Source organism: Streptomyces sp. NBC_01217 (genome assembly GCF_035994185.1).
Taxonomy (GTDB): Bacteria; Actinomycetota; Actinomycetes; order Streptomycetales; family Streptomycetaceae; genus Streptomyces.
Window position 1 is genome coordinate 4099453 of sequence record NZ_CP108538.1, and the last position, 23546, is coordinate 4122998.

The window sequence follows — 23546 nt, forward strand, 5'->3', positions numbered from 1 at the left end:
GCCTGTCGTAGCGTGATCCCGACAGCCACCCGAGCCGTGGCGGATCAGTATCCGCCCATGAACGGCTAGAACTCAGTCTTCGACGGTCGGCCCGTCCGCGCCCGTTCCAGGGGTACAGAACCCGGCGCAGGAATCCACCAACGCTCAGTCTCGCGCCTAACCGCGCGTGCGGAGACGCGGTGGGCACTCCCGCGTCGGCGAACACCCCACAACCGGTTCCGGGCCCGGCGGTGTGGACCAAGTCCGCTAGGAGGAGTTCCATGGCGGTTCTCTGCAAGCCGGCAATCGAGGTTCCCGAGTACATCATCACCAACGAGGAAACCCTGGACCTGGCTCAACGGTTGCACGGCGACCATCCGCAGATCGACCTGGTCCTTCGTCTCATCGAGCACACCGGGGTGCAGAAACGGCACCTGATACAACCGATCGACAAGGTGCTGCAGCATCCGGGTCTGGACGCCCGCAGCATCACCTACGAGCAACAGACCAAGGCCCGGGTTCCCGCGGTGGTGCGCCGGGCGCTCGAACAGGCCGAACTGGAGCCGCGGCAGATCGATTTGATCGTCTACGTCTCCTGCACGGGCTTCATGATGCCGCCGCCGACGGCGTGGCTCATCAGCGAGATGGGCTTCAGGCCGGAGACCCGGCAGCTACCGATCGCCCAGCTCGGCTGTGCCGCGGGCGGCGCTGCCGTCAACCGGGCCCACGACTTCTGCACGGCCTACCCGGACTCCAATGTCCTGGTCGTCGCCTGCGAGTTCTGCTCGCTGTGCTACCAGCCCACCGATCTGGGCGTCGGATCCCTGCTGTCCAACGGCCTGTTCGGCGACGGCATCGCCGCCGTCGTGGTCCGGGGCAGCGGTGGCACCGGGATCCGCCTGGAACGCAACGGCGCGTTCGTGATTCCGCGGACCGAGGACTGGATCTCCTACGCGGTCCGGTCCACCGGATTCCACTTCCAGCTCGACAAGCGTGTGCCCGGAACCATGGAACCCCTCGCCCCGGCGTTGAACGCCGTCGCGGAGGAGCACCAGTGGAACGCCAGCAAGATGGACTTCTACATCATCCACGCCGGCGGCCCGCGCATCCTGGACGATCTGAGCCTCTTCCTCGACGTACCGCCCGAGGCGTTCCGCTTCAGCCGGGCCACGCTCACCGAGTACGGCAACATCGCCAGCGCGGTGGTGCTGGACGCCCTTGGCCGGATGTTCGACGAGGCTTCGGCCCTGGACGGCCACCGCGGCCTGATGGCCGGCTTCGGCCCGGGCATCACCGCCGAGATCTCGCTGGGCACGTGGACGACGGACTCCGAGTAAATGGTCCGGGGTCGGGGTCCGGGGCATCGCCCCGGACCCCGACTCATGCCCCCACTTCACGCCTCCCCACTTCACGCCCCGCCCCCGCCTCGCGCCCCCGCCCCCTTGTCAGTGCCGGGTGCCAGACTCGACAGCATGACCGAACGTTGGGCTCTGGCCACCACGGAGACCGGCGGCGCGCTCCTCGCCCCGCTGGACCCCACCGGCCTGCCCTGCGCCCCGGTCCTGACCGAACCCGACCTCGTGGAGGCCGTCCGCTCCCGCCCGCAGGTCACCCGCTGGGTCTGGCGGTCCACCGCAGAGGTCTACCCGCGCCTGCTCGCGGCCGGCGTCACGGTGGCCCGCTGTTACGACATCGAGGTCGCCGAGTCCCTCCTCCTCGCACACGAGGGCCGTCTCGGCGAACCCCGCTCCGCGGCCGCCGCCCACGCCCGCCTGCGCAACGCCCCCGTACCCCCCGATCCCCCGCCCCGCTCCGCCGAGCCCGGCTCGCAGTCCTCCCTGTTCGAGCCGCAGTCCGGCACGGGCCTGCCCTTCGACGAGCTGCTCCAGGTGTACGCCGACCAGCTCCGCCGCCACGACGCCACCGCGCACCCGGGCCGGATGCGCCTGCTGACGGCCTCGGAATCGGCCGGCATGCTGGTCGCCGCCGAGATGAACCGGTCCGGCCTGCCCTGGCGCGCCGACGTCCACCGGGACGTCCTCCACGAACTGCTCGGCGAGCGGTACGCGGGTGGCGGCGAGCCCCGCAAGCTGGCCGAGCTGGCCGACGAGGTGTCGGCCGCCTTCGGCAGACGGGTCCGCCCCGACCTCCCCGCCGACGTGGTGAAGGCCTTCGCACAGGCCGGTATCAAGGTGAAGTCCACCCGCCGCTGGGAGCTGGAGGAGCTGGACCACCCGGCGGTCGCACCCCTCGTCCAGTACAAGAAGCTGTACCGGATCTGGACGGCGCACGGCTGGAGCTGGCTCCAGGACTGGGTGCGCGACGGCCGCTTCCGCCCCGAGTACCAGCCGGGCGGCACGGTCAGCGGCCGCTGGACGACCAACGGCGGAGGGGCGCTGCAGATCCCCAAGGTGATACGGCAGGCCGTCGTCGCCGACGAGGGCTGGCGCCTCGTCGTCGCGGACGCCGACCAGATGGAGCCCAGAGTGCTGGCCGCGATCTCCCGCGATCCCGGTCTGATGGAGGTGGCGGGCCATGACGGCGATCTCTACACCTCGCTGTCGGACCGGGCGTTCCACGGCGACCGGGAGCACGCCAAGATCGCCCTGCTGGGCGCGGTCTACGGCCAGACCTCGGGCGACGGCCTGAAGAACCTCGCCGCCCTGCGCCGAAGATTTCCGCTGGCCGTGGCCTATGTGGACGATGCGGCGAAGGCGGGCGAGGAAGGACGTCTCGTACGGACGTGGCTGGGCCGGACCAGTCCGCCCGCGGCCGGGAGCGGGGAGGACGACGAGGCGGGAATCCCGCAGGAAAGTGCCGAACAGCCCTCCGCGGACGGGGAGTTCACCCCCGGTTACGCATCGTCGAACGCGCGCGCCCGCGGCCGCTTCACCCGTAACTTCGTGGTGCAGGGCAGCGCCGCGGACTGGGCGCTGCTGCTCCTGGCCGCCCTGCGCCAGTCGCTGAGCTCCGCCGGTCTCCGGGCCGAACTGGTGTTCTTCCAGCACGACGAGGTGATCGTGCACTGCCCTCGGGAGGAGGCCGAGGAGGTGGTGGCCGCGATCCGGGCGGCCGGTGATCTGGCCGGGCGGACGGTCTTCGGCGAGACGCCGGTGCGTTTTCCGTTCACGACGGCGGTGGTGGAGCGCTACTCGGACGCGAAGTAGCCGAAGCGCTGCCCGGACTCGAAGCAGTCCCTCCGATCCCCCGCTGCTCACCCGTTCCCGGCCCCGAGGCAGGCTCCGGAGCAGGTACCGAAGCGGGTCGCGCGCCCGGTTCCTCGCCGAACCCGGCCAGCCCGTGGTCGTAGTGCGCGGGACGCAGATGCTGATGCCGATGCCGGGCATTGAGCAGATGGATGACGAACGCGGCGATCGCGATCATCGCCAGGACGACCACGACAGTGACCAGAGTGTCCATGCGGTACCGGCCCCCTTCGATGCGCAGGCCGACAGGAGCGGCTCACCGCGAGCCGTACACATCAAGGCTACTCCGCAGCCCGGCACCCGCCCCCGGACAGCGGCCCGGGAGCGGGTGCCCCTTGGGGGAGACCCCTCTGACCTGCCTACCCGCGTTCCCACAGCGCGGGGACGTCCGGCGGTTCCCAGCCGGTGATGGCCCAGGTGGAGCCGCCCGGGTCGGTGAGCGGATCGGTCGGGGCGCCGCTGGCGACCAGGGTGAGTCCGTACGCCTGGAGCGCCGGGTTCACCGGCTGGAAGTACGTCGTACCGCCCTGGGAACAGTCGCCGGAGCCGCCGGAGGTGACACCCTGCGCCTGGCTGCCGGAGATGAACGACCCGCCGGAGTCACCGGGTTCGGCGCACACATCGGTGCGGGTGACGCCGGAGACGGTGCCCTCCCGGTAGGTGACGCTGGTGTTGCGCTGCTGGAGTGTTCCGCAGTGCCAGCCGGTCGTCGAGCCCGAGCGGCAGACGGACGAACCCTCCAGCACCTCGGTGGACCCGGTGACCGTCACATCGCCGCTCCCGTACCCGTTCACCAGGGCGCGCGGCGTCCAGTCGGTGTTGGTGGCGACCCAGGAGTAGTCGCGGCCGGGGAAGGTGGAACCCTGGAAGGTGCCCTGGGCCTGCTGGTTGTAGCCGCTGCTGCTGACCCCGGGCGTTCCGCAGTGACCGGCGCTGACGAAGCCGGACTGGCTGCTGCCGCGCTTGACGGGGAAGCCGATCGAGCAGCGTCCCGAACCGTTCATGTAGTACGCGTCGCCGCCCCGCAGATCCACGAACGTACGGGGCTTCTCGGCGGACCGGGCGACCGTCACCACATCGCGCGGCACACCCGCCACGGCGAGGAAGACGTCGGCCGCCGAGGTGCGGGCGGCCTGCACGACCACGCGGTTGGTGGTCACGTCGACGAACCAGACGGGTACGTCCTCGGGGGCCTTGCGCAGCGCCACCCGGTCCAACGCGGCCTTGACCGCGTCGAGTTCGGCCAGGCTGTGCTCGACGACGACGGCCCTGGCACCGGCCTTGCGGATCCGGTCGGTGTCCGCGGCATCGGTGGTGGCGACGGTCAGGACGGCATCGTCACCGCTGACCCGGGCCCCGGCGAAGTCCGCGCCGAGGGAGCTCTTCAGCCCGGCGGCGACGGCTGCCGCCCGGGACTCGTTGTCGCTCCTGTTGCGCGCCTCGGCGGCGGTCAGTCCGAGGTCGCGCCGCATGGCCTTCAGCAGGCCGGGCGAGAGCTGGTCCACGCCTTCGGCGGGAGGGGCGGGGTCGGCGGACGCGCTGCCGGTCAGGCCGGCCAGTGCGAGTGCACCGACGGCCACGGTGGCGGTACACGCGGCCAGGGCACGTCTGCGGAGGGTGGGGCTCTCCACGGGGCTCTCCTTGACTTCGGGGGAATTGCCGCCAAGGTAGCCGCGCGCACATCACTCTCAGGAGATCCCGCTCTCCCCCTCACTTCGTGTTATCGGGCCCGTGGCCCGGAACATGCCGACGCGCCACCGATCCTCATCCCGCCGCCGTGACCTCCCCATACCGCCGTCCGTACCCATAGGTTCGCCCCATGCGAATAGGTGAGCTGCTGGGTGCCGGACGATCCGCCGATGTGTACGCACTCGATGAGAAGTGGGTCCTGCGCCGATACCGCGACGGCATGGACGCCACCCACGAGTGGACGGTCATGTCCTACCTCAGCGCCCACGGCTACCCGGTTCCCAGACTCGGTCCGCGCAACGCCGAGACGGCCCCCTGCGATCTGGTGCTGCAACGTCTGACCGGCCCGACGATGCTGGACTCCCTGCTGAACGGCGACCTGTCGGCGGCCGAGGCGGGCGCCGTGCTGGCCGATCTCCTCGCCGAACTGCACACCGTCCCGGCCCGGCTCTCCCCGCACCCCGAGGACCGGATCCTCCACCTCGACCTGCATCCGGACAATGTGATGCTGACGGACCGGGGCCCGGTGGTGATCGACTGGAGCAACACCAGGGAGGGCGCACCGGCCGCGGACCGGGCCATGTCGTCCCTGATCCTGGCCCAGGTAGCGGTCGACCCCCGGTCCCCCGCGTCGACGGGCGCCCGCGCCCTGCTGGAGGCCCTGGTGCCGCACCTCACCGCCTCAGGCGGCATCCCCGCCCACCACCTCGCCGAGGCGGCCTCGCAGCGCGCGGCGAACCCGACGATGAGCCCGCACGAGGTGGCGCTCATCGGCCGGGCGACGTCACTGATAGCCGAACTGACAACCTGAAAGCCCCCAGGACTCAGCCGATGTCACCGGGATGAAGGACGACCTTGGTCCACCCGTCGTCACGGTGGTCGAAGTGCTCGTAGCCCTGCGCCGCTTCCGAGAGCGGCAGTTCGTGGGAGACGATCCAGGACGGCTTGGCCTTGCCCTGCTGGATGAGGTTGCACAGCTGCCGGTTGTAGGCCTTCACATTGGCCTGCCCGGTCCCCATCGACTGCCCCTTGAACCAGTACATGCCGTAGTCGAAGGCGATCTCCCCCTCGTCCTTGTACAGCTGGTCCGGGCTGCCGGGGTCCTGGGCGACGAAGACACCGACCACACCGATGGTGCCGGTGAACTTCACCGACTGCACCAGGTTGTTCAGCGTCAGATTCGGCTGCTCGTGCCCCTGTGCGTCGTGTGCTTGGAAGCCCACGCACTCGCAGCCGCGGTCCGCGCCCAGGCCGTTGGTGTGCTCATTGATCTGGTCGATCAGCGAGGCCTTGGAGTCGTCGATGGGGATCGCGCCGATTTCCTCGGCCAGACGCAGCCGGTCCGGGTGACGGTCGACGACCATGACCTTGGCGGCGCTCTTGAGCTCCGCCGACAGGGCGGCCATCAGCCCGACCGGCCCGGCACCGTAGATGACGACGGTCTCGCCCGGCCGCACACCCGCGAGTTCGGTGCAGTGCCATCCGGTCGGGAAGACATCGGACAGCATCACGTAGTCGGTCTGCTTCTCCCGCGCTTCCTCCGGCAGCACCAGGCAGTTGGAATCCCCGTACGGAACCCGCAGGAACTCCGCCTGGCCACCGTTGTACGGCCCCATCCCCGCGAAGCCGTACGCGGCTCCGGCCATCCTCGGGTCCGTCGGCGTGGTCAGACAGAACGCCGTCAGCCCGTTGTCGCAGTTGCGGCAGAACCCGCAGCTGATGTTGAACGGCAGACAGACCAGGTCTCCCACCCTCACCCGGTCCACACCGTCACCGACCTCGATCACCTCACCCATGTTCTCGTGCCCCAGGACGCGCCCCGTCTCCATGTCGGTGAAGTACGCCTGGTAGCCCATCGCCCTAACGTTCTCGGCGTGCAGGTCGGTGAGCGAGAACGTGACCGCCAGGGCCAGCAGTTGCCCGCACTGGTGGTAGAACCTCTCGACAATCGGGGCCTTGGCCTGGCGCGGGAAGATCACATAGTCGCTGGCGCCCCGCGGGTAGTAGTTGAAGGCGCGCCAGCCCATCCCGGTGAGCTCGTAGCCGAGATACTCGATGTAGCCGTAGGCCTTACGGACGGGAGCGGGCAGAGGCTCCCCGGATGTCGGACAGCGCGGCAGGATCCGGTAGGTCGGCAGCAGTTCGAGCCCGGCGGCGGGGTTCGCCGTGACATAGGCGTTGAAGATCTCGACGAGGCCCTGCCTCAGGAACCCGGGTTCGCCCGAGGCCCGGTTGGCCGCGGCCGAGTTCCCCGTGATCAGGCAGTCGATCTCCAGGTCGGACGGCTTGTAGACGACCTTCAGTGGAAAGCTCTTCGGGTTGCAGCCCTGGAACATGCGCGCGGCGAAGATGAGGATCAGGACCTGCTGGCCGCCCTTGTGGAAGTCGGACCCGGTCGACGAGATCTTGCTCAGCCCGCCCAGCGTCAGGCCGGGGTACATGTCGGCGAACAGGTCGGTGATGTCTTCGCGGTCGTCGAGGATCCGCTGGCAGGCCGTCGCGATGTTGCTCCGGAAGTTCTGGGCGATCTTGGCGAGAGCCTGTTCGGTAACCGGGAACTGCGTGAAGAACGCCGTGACGTTGTTGTCGTAGGTGCCCTGGTCGGCGGCGAGGACCTGGGCGTTGAACCAGCCCGCGTACGTCGCCGCGACGGGCGGGCGGGCCATCGCCTGGCCGACCGCGACGCAGAGCCACTGGTCCAGGCTTTCCGCCAGGTTGTTGAGGAGGCTGCCCTGGGCGAGTGCCTGTTTCACCCAGGGGTAATCCGCCGCCCCGAGCCCGGCCGGGGGCTCGCCGGCAAGCGTCGCCGTCAGGAACGTCCGGGTGTCCGTCAGATGATTCAAGTACAGCGCTGCCCGGTACTGCCGCTGGTCTGCAGCTCGGCCTGCAGTTGGGCGGTGTATCCGGGCAGGGAGGTGTCGTCGTCGAAGACCAGCGACACCCCGAGGCGGGCGAGCTGGTTCTGGAGGGTACCGATGTCCACCGCGTCAGCACCTCTTGGCGTCCGGTCGATCAGGCCGAGTCCGTGTCGTTCGGATCATCGCGTGCCCGTTCCTCCGGCGCCGTCACCTCGCCGCGCGACCGGCAGAAGCAACCCTTCCGGATGCACGGCGGTCCCCAACATGTACGGCGGTCCCCAACCGACCTACGCATGACGATGCGCAGAGCGCTGGTGCCCGATCAGCCCGATTTCCAAGGTCAACCAAAAGAAGAAACCCCAGGCCAAAGGCTTGACCTGGGGTTCACCACGGAGCCGCCTTCGGAATGCGATCCGATCGAGGGTAAGCAGCGCCTCTACCTCTGCAGCGAGACCGTGAGCGTTCGTGTTGCCTCGTGCCTCGCCGTGCTGTCCGGTGACGTTTCGCCTGATCAGAGCACGTGCGGCAGGTTGACCCGTGCCACCCGATGCTGCGCGGTCCGAAGGCATCCGGCCACCGGCTGGCCACCGGGAAGGTCACCAATGATGGCAAGAAGCAGGAGCACCGGGATTGTAGGGCTCCACAGCCTCTTCTTACCCGTGCCGGGTATCCCGCAGGTCGCTCCTGAGGCGGACTTTTCCAGCTCGGGCACCGGGAGACGCCGCGGTTCGTCAGGAGCAACAAAGCCCTCACCAGGGAGGTCACCCGCCTCGGGTCGGTACGTACCCGCGGGATGGCGCTGTCCGCCGTATCATGACGGCACGCGGGAAGGAGCACCGTCAATGAGCGTCGACGCGATCGTGCACACCGAGTTCCCCAGGGGTTACACGGTCCTGTTCGGGGCCGACGGAAAGGTGATCATGACTCCGCAGAGTGAGGAGCATTCAAGCACCATCAGGTCGATGCAGATCGACTCGGCGGCCGCCCTCGGCCGTCATGCAAAGGTCACCTCCGACGTCTACATCGACTTCCCGGCCGACGAGAACTCAGCCCCCGACCTGGCCATCCTGCGCGTGGACGCGCGCCGGGAGAGCAAGCGCTACAGCTTCGAAGACGTTCTGCTGATCTCGGAGGTCGTCTCCACCTCCTCGGCGCGCAAGGACTACGACGACTGCACGGCGAAGTACGGCCGCTACGGCATCCCCGTCTACCTGGTCGTGGACCCTTACGCCCGGGAAGTCGTCCTGCACACCGAACCCACCGCGAACGGCTACAGCACCGCGCACACGCGCGCGTACGGAACGGGCAAGCTCCCCATCGCGCTGGCCGACGGCCGCACCTTCACCCTCGACCTCGACGAGCTTCCGGTGCCCGACCCGGACACCGACACCCGCTGAGAGCCACCCGCCGAGTAACGCGGGGTAACGAACGCGATCGAACTGGGCTCGTCCACGGGCTCGGGTACCGGCGCCGGCTCGCCGGTGCATGCGCTTCGACGTGCTCCGGTCGACGGATCGAGTCGGCCACCGGGCGCCGGTTCAGGCACGAGTGAGGTCGGACAGGAGCACGGGCAGAAGGCGTTCCTCCATGACCGTACTGCCCGATGCCGCCATCGCGAGGGCCAGTCCGGGGTCCCAGGGGCTGGTCGTGGGCGGTCCCGCGAGCGGTGTGGACTCGCCCTCACCGAGTGCGGCCGTGTAGTCGGCGGCCGTCATCCGCCAGGGGTGAGCGCCGTGGCGGGCTACGGCGTCCGCGGTGATGCGCAGGCCGGCCCAGTCGAAGTCGGCGCGCCAGTGCAGCCGGACTCCCGCGCGTACGGCGTCGCCGAGCAGTTTGTGGCAGGCGGCGGACGGGACGCCCTCGGTGCAGACCAGGGCGGCGCCGGTGTCCTGCAGTTCGCCGGCCGCGGCGCGCAGGACGGCCGGGTTCTCGCAGACGAAGATGGTGCGGGCGGCGGGGACGACGGGGTCGGTGGCGAGCTGGTGGAGGGTGAGCCGGAAGGGTATGCCGAAGCCGGCGGCGTCACGCAGCCAGTCGCAGACGACGGTGTCGCCCCTGGCGCCGATGTTGAGGACGAGGACCTGGCTCGCGAGGTCGTCCGCGATGGCGCCGGCGCTCTCCCACAGGGAGCGCCGCCCGGCCCGGTCGCGCGGTACGGCGCGGCCGTCGCCGACGCGCTGGGCGAGGGCGCGCAGGACGAGCTGTTCGAGCGGGGTGCCAGGAACCAGGGCCTTGGTGTCGCCGGTGGCCCATTCGGCGAGGACCGGAAGCGGCAGGACTACGGAAGACCGCTCCGGCGAGCCCGTGCGGCGGTCCCCGTCGCCGCAGAGCCGTTCCAGGACACGTGCCGCCGCGTCGAGGAGCGGCGCGTCCCCCCGGCGTACAAGACGGGTGAGGGTGCCGTCGGCGGCGATCCGCTCCAGCCAGGCGGCGAACCATCCCTGCCCGGCGAGCCTGCTGGAGCGGAGGGATTTGAGGGCCTGGTCGCGGCGCGATTCCTCCTCGGCCCGTTCGGCGGGCCGGTCGCGCAGCGGGCCATGGAGACGGCCGAGAGTCTGGAGGAGACCGGTGCCGTAGCGGTCGTACAGGTACCCGTCCAGATCGCGTATGGGTACGGCGAGACGTCTGGCGGTCTCGGGCCGGTAGCGGCCGGTGATGCCGATGACGGTGCGGCGCTCGGCCTCGCTGGGCGCCGTGAGCCCGATGTCGCCGTCGAGCGCGCCGCCGGTGCGCTCCAGTCTGCGGTGGGCGGCGGCGAGCAGCCGGGTCCATCCCTCGCCCCGCAGCTCGTCGTAGGCCGACGGCTCACGCTCAGTGGACAACCGCGGCCCCCTCGGGCGCCGGGACACGCCGGGTGCCGGGCGAGCCGAGGGCGGTGGTGAGGTCGCCGGTGTCGTCCGCGAGGAGCCGGCCGCCGTCCCAGACGAGCAGCAACGCGGAGACGGTGTGGTCGACGGCGCTGTGCGCGAGGTCGTAGTGGGCGGCGGCGGACACGGAGGCGTGGGCGGCCCACAGGTCGTAGCCGGTCATGAACAGGTCGAGGTCGAACTGCGCTGCCAGCGACATGAGTTCACCGCGCCCGGTGTCGTCCACGCCCGCGAAGGCCTCGTCGAGGGCGAGCAGGCGCGGGGCGTGCGGAAGGGCGGAGTTGAGCATGGCGTGCGCGGCGGCGAACAGCGGCAGATGGAGCGACACCGACTGCTCACCGCCCGACAGGCGGCTGTGCCGGGCTCGGGTGAGCCTCTCCTCCGTCTTGTCGGGGCGTACCAGCTGGAACGCGAAGTGCCGCCAGCGCCGGTAGTCGAGGACCTCGGCGAGCAGTTCGCGGTAGGGCTGGTCACGGTGGCGGGCGCGGGCGTTCTTGATCTGTGCGGCGAAGTGCGTACGCACCCGGGCGAGACCGTCCGGGCCGAGGCGGGCGGCGTCGGCGTCGAGGAGGGCGCAGACGCCGCGCTGTTCGTCGTCGAGGTGGTCGGCGAGCAGCCAGCTCACCCCGACCGTCGTCCCCGAGGACATGGTGCGCCGGCGCATGTCCGTGTTCATCCGCCGGATCAGGTCACGGGCGTCGATGGTGCGGTCGTGGATCTGCTGGGCGAGCCGGGTCAGCAGGGCGTCCTCCAGGATGCGCTGCTCGGACTCGGAGAGCAGTTCGGCCTGGTCACGGCGATGGGCGGAGATCTTCTGCGCGAAGGCCGCCACCGGCAGCGGGCCCTCCTGGTCGGCCACACGGACGACGATGACCCCGTCGGAACCGTCCCACTCGGGCCGGTAGTCCTGCCCGGCGGCGGCCAGCTGCGCCTGCAGGTCGTCCAGGGCCTTGGTGAGACGGGTGACGGACTGCTTGAGGCTGGATTCGGTGGGGGTGAGGTCGCGGGTCGCGGCGAGGATCGCCTCGTGTACGGCGGCCACGGCCGGCGGGAGTGTCTCGCCGGCCCAGTCGGCCTCCTGGGCGGGCCAGGCGAGGCCGGGCGGGCAGCGCAGGATGTCGAGGAGTTCCCTGACGGCATACGGGCGCAGGGAGCGGGCGGTGTCCTTCTCCTCCGCCGCGGCGACCGACCGGGCCTCGGCCGCGGCCGTACGGCGGGCCTCGGCCGCCGCGGTACCCGCGATCGCGCCGTGCTGAGCGGTGCGGGCCGTCTCTGCCTCCCCCACCAGGGCGTCGATGCCGTCCTCGGTCTCCTGCACCTGGCGCATCACCTCCTGCGCCTCGGCCCCGACGGCATCCTGGAGGGCCTCAAGTTTCGCGGCCTCCTCGGTGTACCGGCGGCGTGCCGCGCGCTCGGTGTCCGCCGCCGCCTCCTCGTCCTCGGCGGCGACGGTGAGTCGGTCGGTGGCCGCCTCGGCCGCCTCACTCTGGCGGGCGTGTTCGCGGCGGCGGGCGGCCAGTTCACGGACCGCCGTCTCGAAGGCGCGGGTGGCGGTCTCGACGGCGTCGACGCGGTCGGTCTCGATGGCGTGTTCGGCGGCGGTGCGGCGCAGGGCGCGCTCGGCGACCGAGCAGGCGGCCACCGACTCGTCGTAGGAACCCTGGGCGGCGTCGGCGGCGTCGCGGGTGGCGCGCAGCCTCGCCGCGGCCCTGTCCAGTTCGCGCAGCGCCGCGGTGATGCCGGTGGTGCGGGGCAGGGCGGCGCGGGCGGCGGCGTACGCATCGAGGACGGCGTTCGTGCGGGTCTGCGCGCGCGCCAACTCGTCGCGATGGCCGGAGAGTTCGGCCAGGAGTGTCTCGCAGGCGGCGATCCGGGCGGCGCGCCGCCGGGCACGGGCGGTCGCGCCGACGTACTCGGCGTGCTCCTTGGTGTGGGCACCGACCAGGACACCTGCGGCGTACCGGCCGTCGGGGCTGATCTGCGGGATGCCGGTGTCGAGGTCGCCGGTGACGGCGACGGATCGCAGTACGGCGGTGACCCGGGCGGCGGTCGGGATCGCATCGCCGGCTTCGGGGACCTCGGGGCGCAGGAGGTCGGCGAGGCTCGGCCCGCTCACCGGAGAACCGGCTCGCAGCCAACCCTCGCTGCGCCCGGCCGCCACGGGGGCGTCCTCGGCGGTGAGGAGGGCGTCAAGCAGGCCCGATGCTTCCAAGGCGGCTTCCAGGCCTGCTCGCTGACTGTCCGTCAGGTGATCGTCGAAGTCGACGAGCCGCCACAGCGGAACACCCCTTTCACCGGGCGCCCTCTCGGCAGTGCGGCCACGGGCCGGGGGCGGGGCGTCGTCGAGTTCGGCGGCGATCCGGTCGCGTTCGGCCTCCGTCTCGGCGCGGCGGCGCTCGACATCGGCGCGCTGGGCGCGCAGGGCGGCGAGGGAGTCACGCAGTTCCTGTACGGCGGAGGCGGTGGCCTCGGTGAAGGCGTCTTCGAGCGTGACGGGCACACCCGAGCTGTCCGCCTCGCCGGTGAGTTCGAGGGCTTCGGCGAGTCGGCCGATTCCCTCCTCGGTCAGAAGCTCACCATGTGCCTCCGCCCACTGTCCCAGTGACTCACGGGCCTGTTCACGGGCGGATGCGAGAGCCGACTCGGCGGCCGTCTCGGCGGTTTCGGCCGCGCTGACGGCCTCCTCAGCACGGTCGAGCGATACCCGGGCGAGGTCACGGGTCTGCTCGGCGCCACGTGCCGCCTGCTGGGCGGCGCGCACGGCCCGGACGCCCTCGTGGCGGGCCGCGGCGAGCGCGGCGGAGCGTTCGGCGAGCCGAGCGGGCTCGGCGTCGGCCGGGGTCCAGGAGAGGCCGGCGGTGTGGGCGTGGTCGGCGACGGCCGCGGCGTCCCGGGAGACGGCGGCGTCGAGTTCGGCGGCGAGGCTGGCTGCGTGTTCGGCCTCGGCGCGGGCGCGGCCGGTGGCAGCCGTACGGCGTTCACGGTCCGCGGTGGCCTGCCGGGCGGTCTGCTCACAGGTGCGCACCAGGCGTTCCAGGTCGGCGAGTTGCTCGACGGCCTGGTAGGCGGCGGAGGAGCGCAGTTGGTCGAGGCGGGCGCGCTGGGCGGCGAGCGCGGCGTCGGCCGACTCGGCGCGCGCCTCGGCGGCGGCCTGCCGCTCGCGGGCCGCCGCCAGGTCCGTGGTGGCGGTGCTCAGTGCGGCGGCACGCTCGGCGGTCTCGGTACGGCGGGCGGTGAGCCGGTCCGCGGAGGCGCGGGCGTGGACCCGCAGGTAGGTGGAGTAGCTCGCGAGGAACGCGCGGGTGGCGTCGTCGGCGGCTGCCAGCCCCTCCAGGGTGCGCTGCACGGACTCCATGTCGTCGAAGGAACGGGCCGCCTCGGCGATCAGGTCGTCGTCGAGCGGGCGCAGACCGGCGGTGAGGGTGTCGGAGAGCTTGGCCGGGTCGAGGTTCTTGGCGAGCTGCGGGCGGCGCAGCGTGAGGATCAGAGTGAGCAGTTGCTCGTACCTCTCCGGGCCGAGATCGAACAGGCGCTGGTCGACGGCGGCGCGGTAGTCGGCCGTGGAGGCGATCAGCTCGCGTCCGAGTTCGGCGGCGAGTTGCTTCTTCGTCATCGGCCGGTCGTCGTGGGTGAGGAGGGAGAAGTCCTCACCGACGCGGCCCTCGGCGACGAAGTGCCAGCGGGCGGGTGTGTCACGGTGGCGCTGGGCGTGCAGCCCGATGCCGCAGGTGACGGCCTCGCCCGTCTCCCGGTGGGTGAACTCGATCCAGACGTAGCCGAGCGCGTTGTCCTGCCCGCGGAAGAGCAGGTTGGACTTCATCGTGCGGTCCTCGGCGGCGAACGGGTTGAGCCGCTTGGGGTCGATACGGCCGTCGAGGACGAAGGGAAAGAGGACTTCGAGGGCCTTGGTCTTGCCGGATCCGTTGGGGCCGCGCAGCACCAGCCAGCCGCCGGCGAAGGAGAACTCCTCGTCCCGGTAGTCCCACAGGTTGATGATCCCGGCACGAGTGGGGACGAACCGGGCGGCGGGGGTGGTGGCCGAGAGGTCGGACGGGGTGGGAGCCGGGGTGCTCACGGAGTCGGTTCCTTGGCGGTGTCGTTGACGATGTCGTCGGAGAACAGGGCGGTCTGGGAGGGCGATCGGGCCGCCGTACGGGATCTCACTCGGGCCGTGACCCCCCGGTAGCGGGCGAGCAGCGGAAGCGCGAGAGCCCCGCCGTCGACCCGGGCGATCAGCGACATGGCGGCCAGCAGGTCGACCGCCTGACCGAGCAGTCGTTCCGGGTCGCCGCGCAGATCGGCGGCGAAGCCCGCGCCGTACTCGGCGGTGATCTCCTTGAGTCTGCCTCGCAGCCAGGAGTCCGTGACGAAGGGGTAACGGGTCTCCGCCGACTCCTGAGCCCCGTCTCCGGGTGCCCCGTACGCCGGCGCCTCGTCCGGCTCCGCGAGTGCGGCGATCAGACCACGCGACGGCAGGGCCACGTCGATACGCCGGGCACGTGCCGCGAGGCGTTCGGCGGCGGTGGGCGCGGGCAGCAGTTCGAGGGCGTGCCGTCCGGAACGCTGGACGGCGGTGCTGATCCGGGCGGCGAGCAGCAGCGCGGCCTGCGCGACGGTACCGCCGCCGGGAAAGCGTAGGTCGGACAGCCTGCCGGAGGTGTCGATGAGCGCCAAGCCCTCGGCCCGCCGTTCCACCGTCAGCCCGGTCAGCCGCTCCAGGTCCTCGGCGAGAGCGGGGGCCCGCAGCTGGCCCAGGAGTTCGGTGTCGGCGTCGGCGTAGTACGCGACCGGGTTCTCCAGTACCAGGCGGCGGGCGCGGCGGGCCTGGTCGCGGCGCCGGCCGGCGCGGCCGGCGGACATGCCGAGCGCGCTGCCTGTGTCGAGGAGCGCGGTGACCGAGGTCAGGTGCTGCAGGACGCGGGTCGGGTGGTGGACGGCGAGGAGGATCTCGCGGTCGATGTCGTACAGGGCCTCGGCACGCTCGGGGTCGCCGGCCCAGGCGGTGGCGGAGCCGTCGGCGAGGGTGAGCGCGCCGCGTTCGGTGAGCCAGGTGACGGCGTCGACGAAGGCGTCCCGGTCGGGTTTGCGCGCGGTGTCGAGCCCGAGTCCGTCGATGCGTACGGCGTCGGCGGCGACCGCGTCGGCCAGCTCGCCTAGCGCCACCTGCGCGCCGTGGCGGCCCAGGGCCGCGAGGGTGAGGACGAGGTAGGCGTAACGGCGTCGGTCGAAGGGGCGTCCCGCGCGGGTGAGGGCGGGGCGGGTGGCGTCCAGGCCGTCCTGGGCGCGCTGGAGCCGGGCGGTGTCGGCGGTGGTGACGAGCCGGTGGCCGAGCACCTCCATCAGGTCGGTGCGCAGCTGGTCGGCCCAGCGGCGCACGGTCGCCAGCGCCGTCCGATCCGGGTACCCGGGTGTGATCAGCGGGTGCCGCAGGACGAGGCGTACCGCCTTCTGGTAGTCGGCGAGTTCGAGCGAGGAGACACCCTCGGCGACACGGCTCATGCGATCCTGCCTCGGTGACGGTTCATGCGGTGACCTCCAGGCGCAGCCCGTCGAGATGGAGACGCCCGCGCACGGTGTCGACTGTCGTGGAGCCCTCGGCAGGGGTGAGGGTGAGCCGTACCCCGTGGGCGGATCCGGAGGCGGCGGTGACCCGGCGGCTGGCGGGGACGCGGGCGGCGAGAGCCACGTCGAGGAGGGCGAGCAGCGCCCGTGTCTCGGGCTCGTCGAGTGTCCGGCCGTAGACGCCGTCCGACGCGAGGGTGTTCGCGGCGTCGCGGCGCTCGGCCTGCTCCTTCAGCTGCCCGGCGCGGAGCAGGGCCCGCCGGTCGTCGTCGCGTTCGATGCGGCCGGGGCCGTGCAGGGCGGGGGTGCGGCCGGACTGGACCAGGGTGCGGGCCAGCTCGACCGGTTCGGCCTCCCACCAGGACGTACGTCCCGGGATCTGCTCGGGATCGGCGTACGGGACGGCGATGTGGCGGGGTGCGCCGAGCCCGAACACCGCCTGGAACAGGGCGTGCGCGTCCTCGTCGCTCTCGCAGGAGGTGAACCACTGGGCGAGGTGGCGCAGTTGGCTCTCCCGGCTCACCCCGCCCCGGCGCGCCTCGGTTACCCGGCGCAGCAGGGCGAGGACGGAGCGGATCGCGGTGACGGTGGCGTCCTGCAGCCGCTCGGTCTCGCTGTGCTCGCGCTCCGCGAACCAGTGGACGATGCCGTCCCACCGGTGCCGCCAGTCCGCCAGGCGCTCGGCGGGGCTGCGGAAGAGCCGCTCGTCCGCCTCGGCCGCGTACTCGATCATGCGGTCCACACCGGTGGCCGCCGCCTTCTCGACCGCCTCGGCGAGCAACGGGGCGTAGCGCCCGAGTTCGGCGGTGAACTCCCGCATGTGCGCGAGGAGCGTGTCCTTGTGGGCGAGGAACACCTCGGGCCGGGTGTCGTTGGTACGCGCCAGGTCGCCCAGCATCAAGTAGAAACGGGCGGCCCGCTGCGCCATCTCGTTCAGCACGGAGTCAAGACGGCCGAGCTTGCGGTACACCTCCTCGCCGTCGCCCGCGGTGTTGGCCTCGGCCAGCGCGCGCAGGTCACCGAGGATGTCGGGGAAGACGAGGCGGGAGAGCTGGGCGTCCTCCAGGCTCGCGCCGAGCACGTCCTCCACGGCCCGGTACGCCCGGTATCCCGCCTGGGTGAACTGGTAGACGTAGTGGCGGTTGCGGTACTCGGCGAGGTTCGCGGCGCGCGTCCCGTCGTACGACCGGTCCAGGACCTGCCACTCCGCGAGCGCGTCGAGCAGCGGCTGAACGCCGGCCAGACCGCCGACGGCGCGCGCCGCGGGGTGGTCGACGGCGAGCCGCTCCAGCAGTCCCACCGCGTCCGAAGCGTGCAGCAGGACCTGGTAGTTGCCGCGTCCGCGGTCGAAGGCCCGCAGCAGCCACAGGTATTCGTGGCGCTTCTCGGCGGAGGCGAAGTGGAACAGCCGCAGCCGGTCGTCGAGGGAGAACGCGTCGATACCGAACGCGCCCTCGTCGACGGGCTCCGGGGCTGGGGGCTCCTGGGCATCGAACTCGTCACTCACAGATCTGCGGGCTTCCCTTCTCCCCTGTCTCGGCTGGTGCGCGTCCGGCCGAGACACCGCCGGACCGCACCAGTCTGCCGCACCCCGACCGGCGCGGGTAAGCCGCTCCCCGGCTCATGCCACCTGTGCTACCACGCGCCCCCTCTCACCCCCCTACCGGGCGGTGACCGCCGTCGGGATCCGTCCGGCGGTCGGCTCAGAGGCGGATCGCCGCGTACGCCCCCAGCCACCCCGCCCCCACCCGGTCCCCGCGCGTGAAGACGACCGCTCCGCTGCGCCCCGCCGACGGATCGGACGGGTCGTCGGGCGGCAGGAGCAGCGTGGTTTCCTCGCCGTCGGCGGTGCGCAGGGTGGTGGTCGCGCCGTTCCACAGGCGGATCACCGAGCCGGGCGGGGCCGTCACCCGGACCTCGTCGCCCTGGAGGGCGAGATGGACGCCGGTGACGCGCTCCGCGAGCAGCGCGCGGTAGCGGTCCGGGGTCAGGGCACAGTCGCCCGGCGGTGTCGTCCCGCTCCAGTCGGGGGCGTCGACGCCGCGGGCGCGGGCCGCGCGCCACATGCGGGGGACGAGATCGGGTGCGAACGGGGCGGTGGCCATCCGCTCGCACATCCACAGCAGCCGTCCGGCGCCTCGGCCGGGCCCCAGCCTCCGCCACCGGATGCGCTGGGCCAGATCGCTTGCGACCACGGCCGCCCAGGGGTGGACCGTGCCGAGGGGACCCTGCGCGCCGAACCAGGCCAGGTAGCGCTGGGCCTCGTCCAGGATGCCGGTCATGGAGTCGGCGGGGATGCCGAGGACGTAGCCGGGACTGGCGCGGAAAAGGGCCGGGCGGCCGGCGACCAGATGAAGGACCGCGCGGGCGAGGTCGCCGGCCTCCGGCTTCGGCTCGTCCTCCGCCGCCGCGTCACTCTCCTCCGGCTCCCCATGCTCGTGATCCGCCTCTCGCAGGACTCGGCGCAGCACCGAACCTGCCCGGTCGGTGAACGGCGCCTGTTCGAGCACCGGGAGGCGAGTGCTGAGCAGGGCCGCCAGCGATCGCTCGGCGGTGAAGGCGTCTTCGGGCACGGGGGATTCCCGTACCGCTGTGGCCAGTTCGTCGGCGAGGGTGGCATCGACCATGAATCGGCTGGTCAGCCGGCCCAGCGCGGTCGGTTCCAGGCGGCCCTCGTCCGTGGTGGCACGCAGACAGCCCGACGCGGTGAGGAACCGAGCCGCCTCACGCAGGGGCTCGACGCCGTCCTCACCCTGATGTGCGGCGAACGTCCCCGCCCACCACGCCTCCGTCTCCTGGGCGGTGGTCAGCCGTTCCTGGACGGCCTCGGCCAGCAGGTGGTCGGGCAGATGGTCGCCCAGCCGCGACCGCACCGTGTATCCGGCGGCCAGCCGAGCCTGCCAGTGCGCCCGTTCGGCCGGGTCGGCGAGCAGGAACGCCCAGCCCTCGCGCTCCCCGGCGCCGATCCGTCCGGCCCGTCCGAACATCTGCTGGACCATGGACACCTCGATACGGTCCAGACCGATGCTGGTGTCGCTGACGATCACCGCGCGGGCGGGGAGGTTGACGCCCGCGGCGACGGTGGAGGTGGCGACCAGGACGTCCGCCTCACGGGCTCGGAAGGCCTGCTCGGCCTCCCGCCTGTAGGGCCAGTCCCGGTAGTGCAGCCGTACGCCGGCCTTGGTGCACAGCCGCTCGACCAGTTCGGTGTCGTCCGCGTCCGCCCCGGCCGTCGGCACGCCCCGGTCGGCGGCCAGCGCCAGCGCGGTCGCCCGCACCCGGCGCTTGCTGCCGCAGAACACCAGCACACTGCCACCGTCCGCGGTGACTTCCCGGGCGATGCGTACCGCGGCCTCGGTGCGCATCGCGGCCCGCGCCGCCCAGTCCGCCTCGTCCGCCGACGGCAGGACGGGCAGCTGCCAGGTCAGCCGGGTGGGCCGCCAGGAGGTGCGGACCAGGCGGGCGCCCAGCCACTCGGCGACCTCGTCGGCATTGGCGACCGTCGCCGACAGCCCGACGATCCGCGTCCCCGTACCGTCCTCCCGCACGCGGGCGACAAGCGCCTCCAGCACGGCGCCGCGAGCGGGATCGCCCAGCAGATGGATCTCGTCGACCACCAGGCAGCCGACCTCGGCGAGCACGTCGCTCAGCGATCCGGCACGGCAGATCGCCTCGAACTTCTCCGTGGTGGCCACCCACACATCGGCCGCCCGGATCAGCGCGGTGTCCACAGCGGCCTCACCGGTCAGGCGGACCACACGCAGGCCACGGCGCCGCCACAACTGAAGCTCGCGGTCCAGCTCATCGGTGAGCGAACGCTGCGGCACCAGCCAGGCCGCCCTACGGCCCCTCGCGTGCGCCTCCAGCGCCGCGACCATCCCGATCGGCGTCTTGCCCGCGCCGGTCGGCGCCACCACCACCAGATGCCCGGTGCCCTCCCGTACGACCGGAACGGCCGCCGCCTGCGCCGGATTGAACGCCGGGTGCGGCAGCAGCGCGGCCCACTCGGCCGGCACCAGCTCCTCGACCGGCACATACGCGCCGCCGTCGTCCTGCGGCAGCTCCTCCAGCGCGTCCCACTGGGCGGCGAACGCGTCCCGGGCCGCCACTGCCCAGGGACCCGCGGCCGGGGCGGCGCCGCCCGGACCGACCGCGACCAGATCCGTCCGACCGCCCGACTCGTTGACCGTACCGACCTGTTCGGTCTCTTCCCAATAGCGGCTGACACGGTACGGGACACCGCGCCCCGCGAGCCCGCTACGCAGCGCGTCGTACTCCGGTCCCTCGGGCAGGATCACCCGTACGTCCTCGGCTGCCGCGAGCGCCTCCTCGGCGGGGCACCACGCAGGATCGGTCACCTTGCACCACAACAGGGCCCGCTTCTCGTCCTGTTCCGGCACGGCCAGGTCCTCCGGCCACGCCGGACGGGACCCTTCACGCACCGCCGCGGGGAACTGCCCTGGGACTCGGATCGTGGTCACGGTGCCCCCAGGGCCGCCCGGACAGGGCCCCGGCGGCACAGGGATGGACGCCGAAGGTACGGCCGCGAGCTGGTCGTACGTCTTCACCCCCAGGTCCGCGAAACTGAACGCGGTGGGGCAGGCGGGGCAGATGAGCGCGGTGTACCGGTACACCCGCCCCTGCGACGCATACGGCCTGCGCAGGGCATGCAACTCCCCCTCGCAGACAGGACAACCGTGCCCCACCCGTTCCTCGTAACTCCACCCCGGCTCCGAGAACCGTGCCGGGAACGGTCCGCCCAGAGCCACGCCCCACCGCCGCCGGGCCACCTCGGCCACGGAGCCCTCCACGCCCGTCCCGGACTGTGCCGGAACGCCCTCGTCCATCACTCCGTCCGCGCTGCGCATGCCGCGACTGTGGCATGCCGTGATCTACGCTCGCAGGCGGTTCATACCTCTTCCACCACTACGAGCGCGGCTTGTGCTCAACCGGCAAAGGGACTCACGCCTCACCGCGCACACTCCTGCGCATGGAGTGTTGTCGACCGATGACAAAGCACGGCACCCCCCTGCGGCCGTCCCGCCAACGAGGACCTGCCACGTCCAGTGCCGCCACGGTGGATACCGACGGCGCGAACTCGGCACCCGTCGCCGACAACACGAAGCGTTCCCTCTGTCACGTCACGCTCCCGAGCATTTCCAACTGCTGGCTCCAACCGCAATCCTGCGGTGGCGATGCCGACGAGGTACGCGAGGTGAGGCCATCATCGACAACCCGAACCTGACTGAGGCTGTTGAGCGCCAACTGTTGCAGGCGCAGGAGTCGCTCTACGAGCGGGCTGTCGATCGTGCCCCATGTGGAGCGCGTTGATCGTGGGATTGTCCGGATGGCACAACCCTGCGGCCTTGAGCACGCCTGTGAGGGCACGGCGGCTGGGGATCCGTTTGCACGATCTCTGCACGCTTGGCCACCACATGGCCACCACACTGAACCCAACAGACCCGAACCGACCGGCAGAACGGAACAAAAAGCCAGGTCACAGCCCTGCGAACCGAAACGGCCACTGGCTACCAATCCCAGACCTACGCATTACGATGCGTAGACCACAGGCGCCCGATTTGCCCGGATTCAAAGGTCACCCGAAACAAGAAACCCCAGGTCAGAGGCCTGACCTGGGGTTCACCATAGAGCCGCCTTCGGGATTCGAACCCGAGACCTACGCATTACGAGTGCGTTGCTCTGGCCAACTGAGCTAAGGCGGCGCGCCCTGTCGCACCATGATGCGATCAGCAGCGTCGCCAAGTCTACACAGTTTCCGGGGGTGCTCCGCACCAGCCCGGATCCGGTCTGTTTTCGCAGGTCGGGGGCGGGATGAAGGGGATCAGGAGCACGTTTTGCCGTCGGTCGGCGGGGTGCCTTCCAGGAGGTAGGTGTTGATCGCCGTGTCGATGCAGTCGCTGCCGCGGCCGTACGCGGTGTGGCCGTCGCCTCGGTAGGTGAGGAGGGTGCCGGAGGAGAGCTGGCCGGCCAGGGACTCGGCCCATTTGTACGGGGTGGCCGGGTCGCGGGTGGTGCCGACCACGACGATCGGGTCCGCGCCTCTGGCCTCGATGCGGTGGGGGGTGCCGGTGGGGTGGATCGGCCAGTCGGCGCAGTTCAGGGCGGCCCAGGTGAAGGTCCTGCCGAAGACCGGGGACGCCTTCTCGAAGCTGGGAAGCGCCTGGGCGGCGGCGTCGGCGTCGGCGAAGGCGGGCGGCAGGTCCAGGCAGTTCACGGCGGTGTTGGCGAACATCAGGTTCGCGTACGAGCCGTTCGGATCGCGTTCGTAGTAGCCGTCCGCCAGGGAGAGCAGACCGGATCCGTCTCCCTTCTGAGCAGCAGTGAGGGCATCGCTGAGCTGGGACCAGGTCGACTCGTCGTACATGGCGGCGATGACTCCCATGGTGGCGAGGGACTCGGTGAGCTCGCGGGAGGCGCCGCTGGGGATCGGCCTGGCGTCGAGGCCGGCGAAGAGCTGCTTCAGGCGGGTGGCCGCGTCGGCGGTGGAGGTGGTGCCGAGCGGGCAGTCCGCCTTCTTCAGGCAATCGGCGGCGAAGGACCGGAACGCGACCTCGAAGCCCGCGGTCTGATCGCGGTTCACATCGATGGCGGGGAGCGACGGGTCCATCGCGCCGTCCAGGACCAGGCGGCCGACCCGGGCCGGGAAGAGCTCGGCGTACGTCGCGCCGAGGTAGGTGCCGTACGACGCCCCGACGTAGTGCAACTTCTCGTCCCCGAGCAGGGACCGCAGCATGTCCATGTCGCGTGCGGTCTCGACGGTGGAGACATGCGGGAGGATCTTGCCGGAGCGCCGCTCGCAGCCACCGGCGAACTCCTTGTAGGCGCTGCCCAGCCTGTCGACCTCGGCGGCGTCGTCCGGGGTCTGGTCGACCTGGGTGTAGGCGTCCATCTGCGGACCCGTGAGGCATTCGACGGGCTCGCTGCGGGCCACTCCGCGCGGGTCGATGGCGACCATGTCGTAACGGGCCCGGACCTGGGCGGGGTAGCCGATGGCCGCATAGCTCTGGAGATAGCCGATGGCCGAACCGCCGGGGCCGCCCGGATTCACCACGAGGGAGCCGATCCGCTTGCCCGGCCCGGTGGCCTTCGCCCGGGCGACGGCCAGCTTGATGTCGCCGCCGCCGGGCTTCGCGTAGTCCAGGGGCGCCTTCATCGTCGTGCACTGGAATCCCGGGACACCGCAGTCCCGCCAGGTCAGCTGCTGCGCGTAGTACGGCTTGAGCACGGCGGGGGCGGACGGGGCGGACGGCGAGGCGCTCGTCGAACTGCCGCTGCTGCAGCCGGAGATGAGAAGGCCGGCAGTGCCGAGCGCGGTGGCGAGAATGCGAAGCGGGCGCCTGGTGTCCATCCCCGGAGCGTAGTCG

13 protein-coding genes, 1 tRNA gene and 1 pseudogene are annotated in these 23546 nt (G+C 71.5%); 4 read left to right on the top strand and 11 right to left on the bottom strand.

The features are described from left to right. Window positions 1-260 precede the first annotated feature (260 nt). Window positions 261-1316, top strand: coding sequence for a type III polyketide synthase (locus tag OG507_RS18015; RefSeq protein WP_327368215.1), 1056 nt, complete (start codon window positions 261-263; stop codon window positions 1314-1316). Window positions 1317-1451: 135 nt separating this feature from the next. Continuing rightward, window positions 1452-3146, top strand: coding sequence for a bifunctional 3'-5' exonuclease/DNA polymerase (locus OG507_RS18020; RefSeq protein WP_327368216.1), 1695 nt, complete (start codon window positions 1452-1454; stop codon window positions 3144-3146). Window positions 3147-3544: 398 nt separating this feature from the next. Here OG507_RS18020 and OG507_RS18025 read toward each other — a convergent pair whose 3' ends face one another. Continuing rightward, on the bottom strand, window positions 3545-4816 hold the full coding sequence (locus OG507_RS18025; protein WP_327368217.1) for a S1 family peptidase: 1272 nt from the start codon (window positions 4814-4816) through the stop codon (window positions 3545-3547). Window positions 4817-5004: 188 nt separating this feature from the next. Between OG507_RS18025 and OG507_RS18030 the strand changes: the two genes are divergently transcribed. Continuing rightward, window positions 5005-5685: a phosphotransferase gene (locus OG507_RS18030; RefSeq protein WP_327368218.1), complete on the top strand. Its 681-nt coding sequence runs from the start codon at window positions 5005-5007 to the stop codon at window positions 5683-5685. A 13-nt stretch (window positions 5686-5698) separates the two neighbouring features. On the opposite strand, the gene OG507_RS18035 is transcribed toward OG507_RS18030, so the two are convergent. From OG507_RS18035 to OG507_RS18045, 3 genes and pseudogenes are all read right to left on the bottom strand, one after another. Beyond that, a complete protein-coding gene (locus OG507_RS18035; protein WP_327372017.1) occupies window positions 5699-6901 on the bottom strand; it encodes a glutathione-independent formaldehyde dehydrogenase in 1203 nt (400 codons plus the stop codon). 201 nt (window positions 6902-7102) lie between these two features. After that, a pseudogene (locus tag OG507_RS18040) lies at window positions 7103-7540 on the bottom strand (DUF4135 domain-containing protein); the annotation flags it as partial. Window positions 7541-7713: 173 nt separating this feature from the next. Continuing rightward, window positions 7714-7857 (bottom strand): hypothetical protein, encoded by a 144-nt coding sequence (locus OG507_RS18045; protein WP_327368219.1) that lies wholly within the window; start codon window positions 7855-7857, stop codon window positions 7714-7716. Between the two features lie 717 nt (window positions 7858-8574). Here OG507_RS18045 and OG507_RS18050 point away from each other — a divergent pair. Continuing rightward, the gene (locus OG507_RS18050) at window positions 8575-9129 is read left to right on the top strand and encodes a Uma2 family endonuclease (RefSeq protein WP_327368220.1); all 555 of its coding nucleotides are present in this window, start codon (window positions 8575-8577) and stop codon (window positions 9127-9129) included. 141 nt (window positions 9130-9270) lie between these two features. Here OG507_RS18050 and OG507_RS18055 read toward each other — a convergent pair whose 3' ends face one another. The 7 genes from OG507_RS18055 to OG507_RS18085 form a co-directional block, all read right to left on the bottom strand. Next, window positions 9271-10554 (bottom strand): TIGR02679 family protein, encoded by a 1284-nt coding sequence (locus OG507_RS18055; protein WP_327368221.1) that lies wholly within the window; start codon window positions 10552-10554, stop codon window positions 9271-9273. After that, on the bottom strand, window positions 10544-14674 hold the full coding sequence (locus tag OG507_RS18060; protein ID WP_327368222.1) for a TIGR02680 family protein: 4131 nt from the start codon (window positions 14672-14674) through the stop codon (window positions 10544-10546). Before OG507_RS18060 ends, OG507_RS18055 begins: the two co-directional genes overlap by 11 nt. Beyond that, on the bottom strand, window positions 14671-16098 hold the full coding sequence (locus OG507_RS18065) for a TIGR02678 family protein (RefSeq protein WP_327368223.1): 1428 nt from the start codon (window positions 16096-16098) through the stop codon (window positions 14671-14673). Before OG507_RS18065 ends, OG507_RS18060 begins: the two co-directional genes overlap by 4 nt. A gap of 22 nt (window positions 16099-16120) precedes the next feature. Continuing rightward, complete coding sequence (locus OG507_RS18070; RefSeq protein ID WP_327368224.1) at window positions 16121-17668, bottom strand: TIGR02677 family protein; 1548 nt, start codon at window positions 17666-17668, stop codon at window positions 16121-16123. A 196-nt stretch (window positions 17669-17864) separates the two neighbouring features. After that, on the bottom strand, window positions 17865-21029 hold the full coding sequence (locus OG507_RS18075; protein WP_327368225.1) for a DEAD/DEAH box helicase: 3165 nt from the start codon (window positions 21027-21029) through the stop codon (window positions 17865-17867). A 781-nt stretch (window positions 21030-21810) separates the two neighbouring features. Next, window positions 21811-21884: transfer RNA gene (locus tag OG507_RS18080), tRNA-Thr, on the bottom strand. Window positions 21885-22003: 119 nt separating this feature from the next. Next, entirely contained in the window at window positions 22004-23530 is a 1527-nt protein-coding gene (locus tag OG507_RS18085; RefSeq protein ID WP_327368226.1) for an alpha/beta hydrolase, read from the bottom strand. Window positions 23531-23546 lie beyond the last annotated feature (16 nt).

Coding starts and splice junctions, on each gene's coding strand:
- OG507_RS18015 (WP_327368215.1), top strand. CDS start 261: ATGGCGGTTCTCTGCAAGCCGGCAATCGAGGTTCCCGAGTACATCATC.
- OG507_RS18020 (WP_327368216.1), top strand. CDS start 1,452: ATGACCGAACGTTGGGCTCTGGCCACCACGGAGACCGGCGGCGCGCTC.
- OG507_RS18030 (WP_327368218.1), top strand. CDS start 5,005: ATGCGAATAGGTGAGCTGCTGGGTGCCGGACGATCCGCCGATGTGTAC.
- OG507_RS18035 (WP_327372017.1), bottom strand. CDS start 6,901: ATGGGCTGGCGCGCCTTCAACTACTACCCGCGGGGCGCCAGCGACTAT.
- OG507_RS18050 (WP_327368220.1), top strand. CDS start 8,575: ATGAGCGTCGACGCGATCGTGCACACCGAGTTCCCCAGGGGTTACACG.
- OG507_RS18065 (WP_327368223.1), bottom strand. CDS start 16,098: ATGAGCCGTGTCGCCGAGGGTGTCTCCTCGCTCGAACTCGCCGACTAC.
- OG507_RS18075 (WP_327368225.1), bottom strand. CDS start 21,029: ATGCGCAGCGCGGACGGAGTGATGGACGAGGGCGTTCCGGCACAGTCC.
- OG507_RS18085 (WP_327368226.1), bottom strand. CDS start 23,530: ATGGACACCAGGCGCCCGCTTCGCATTCTCGCCACCGCGCTCGGCACT.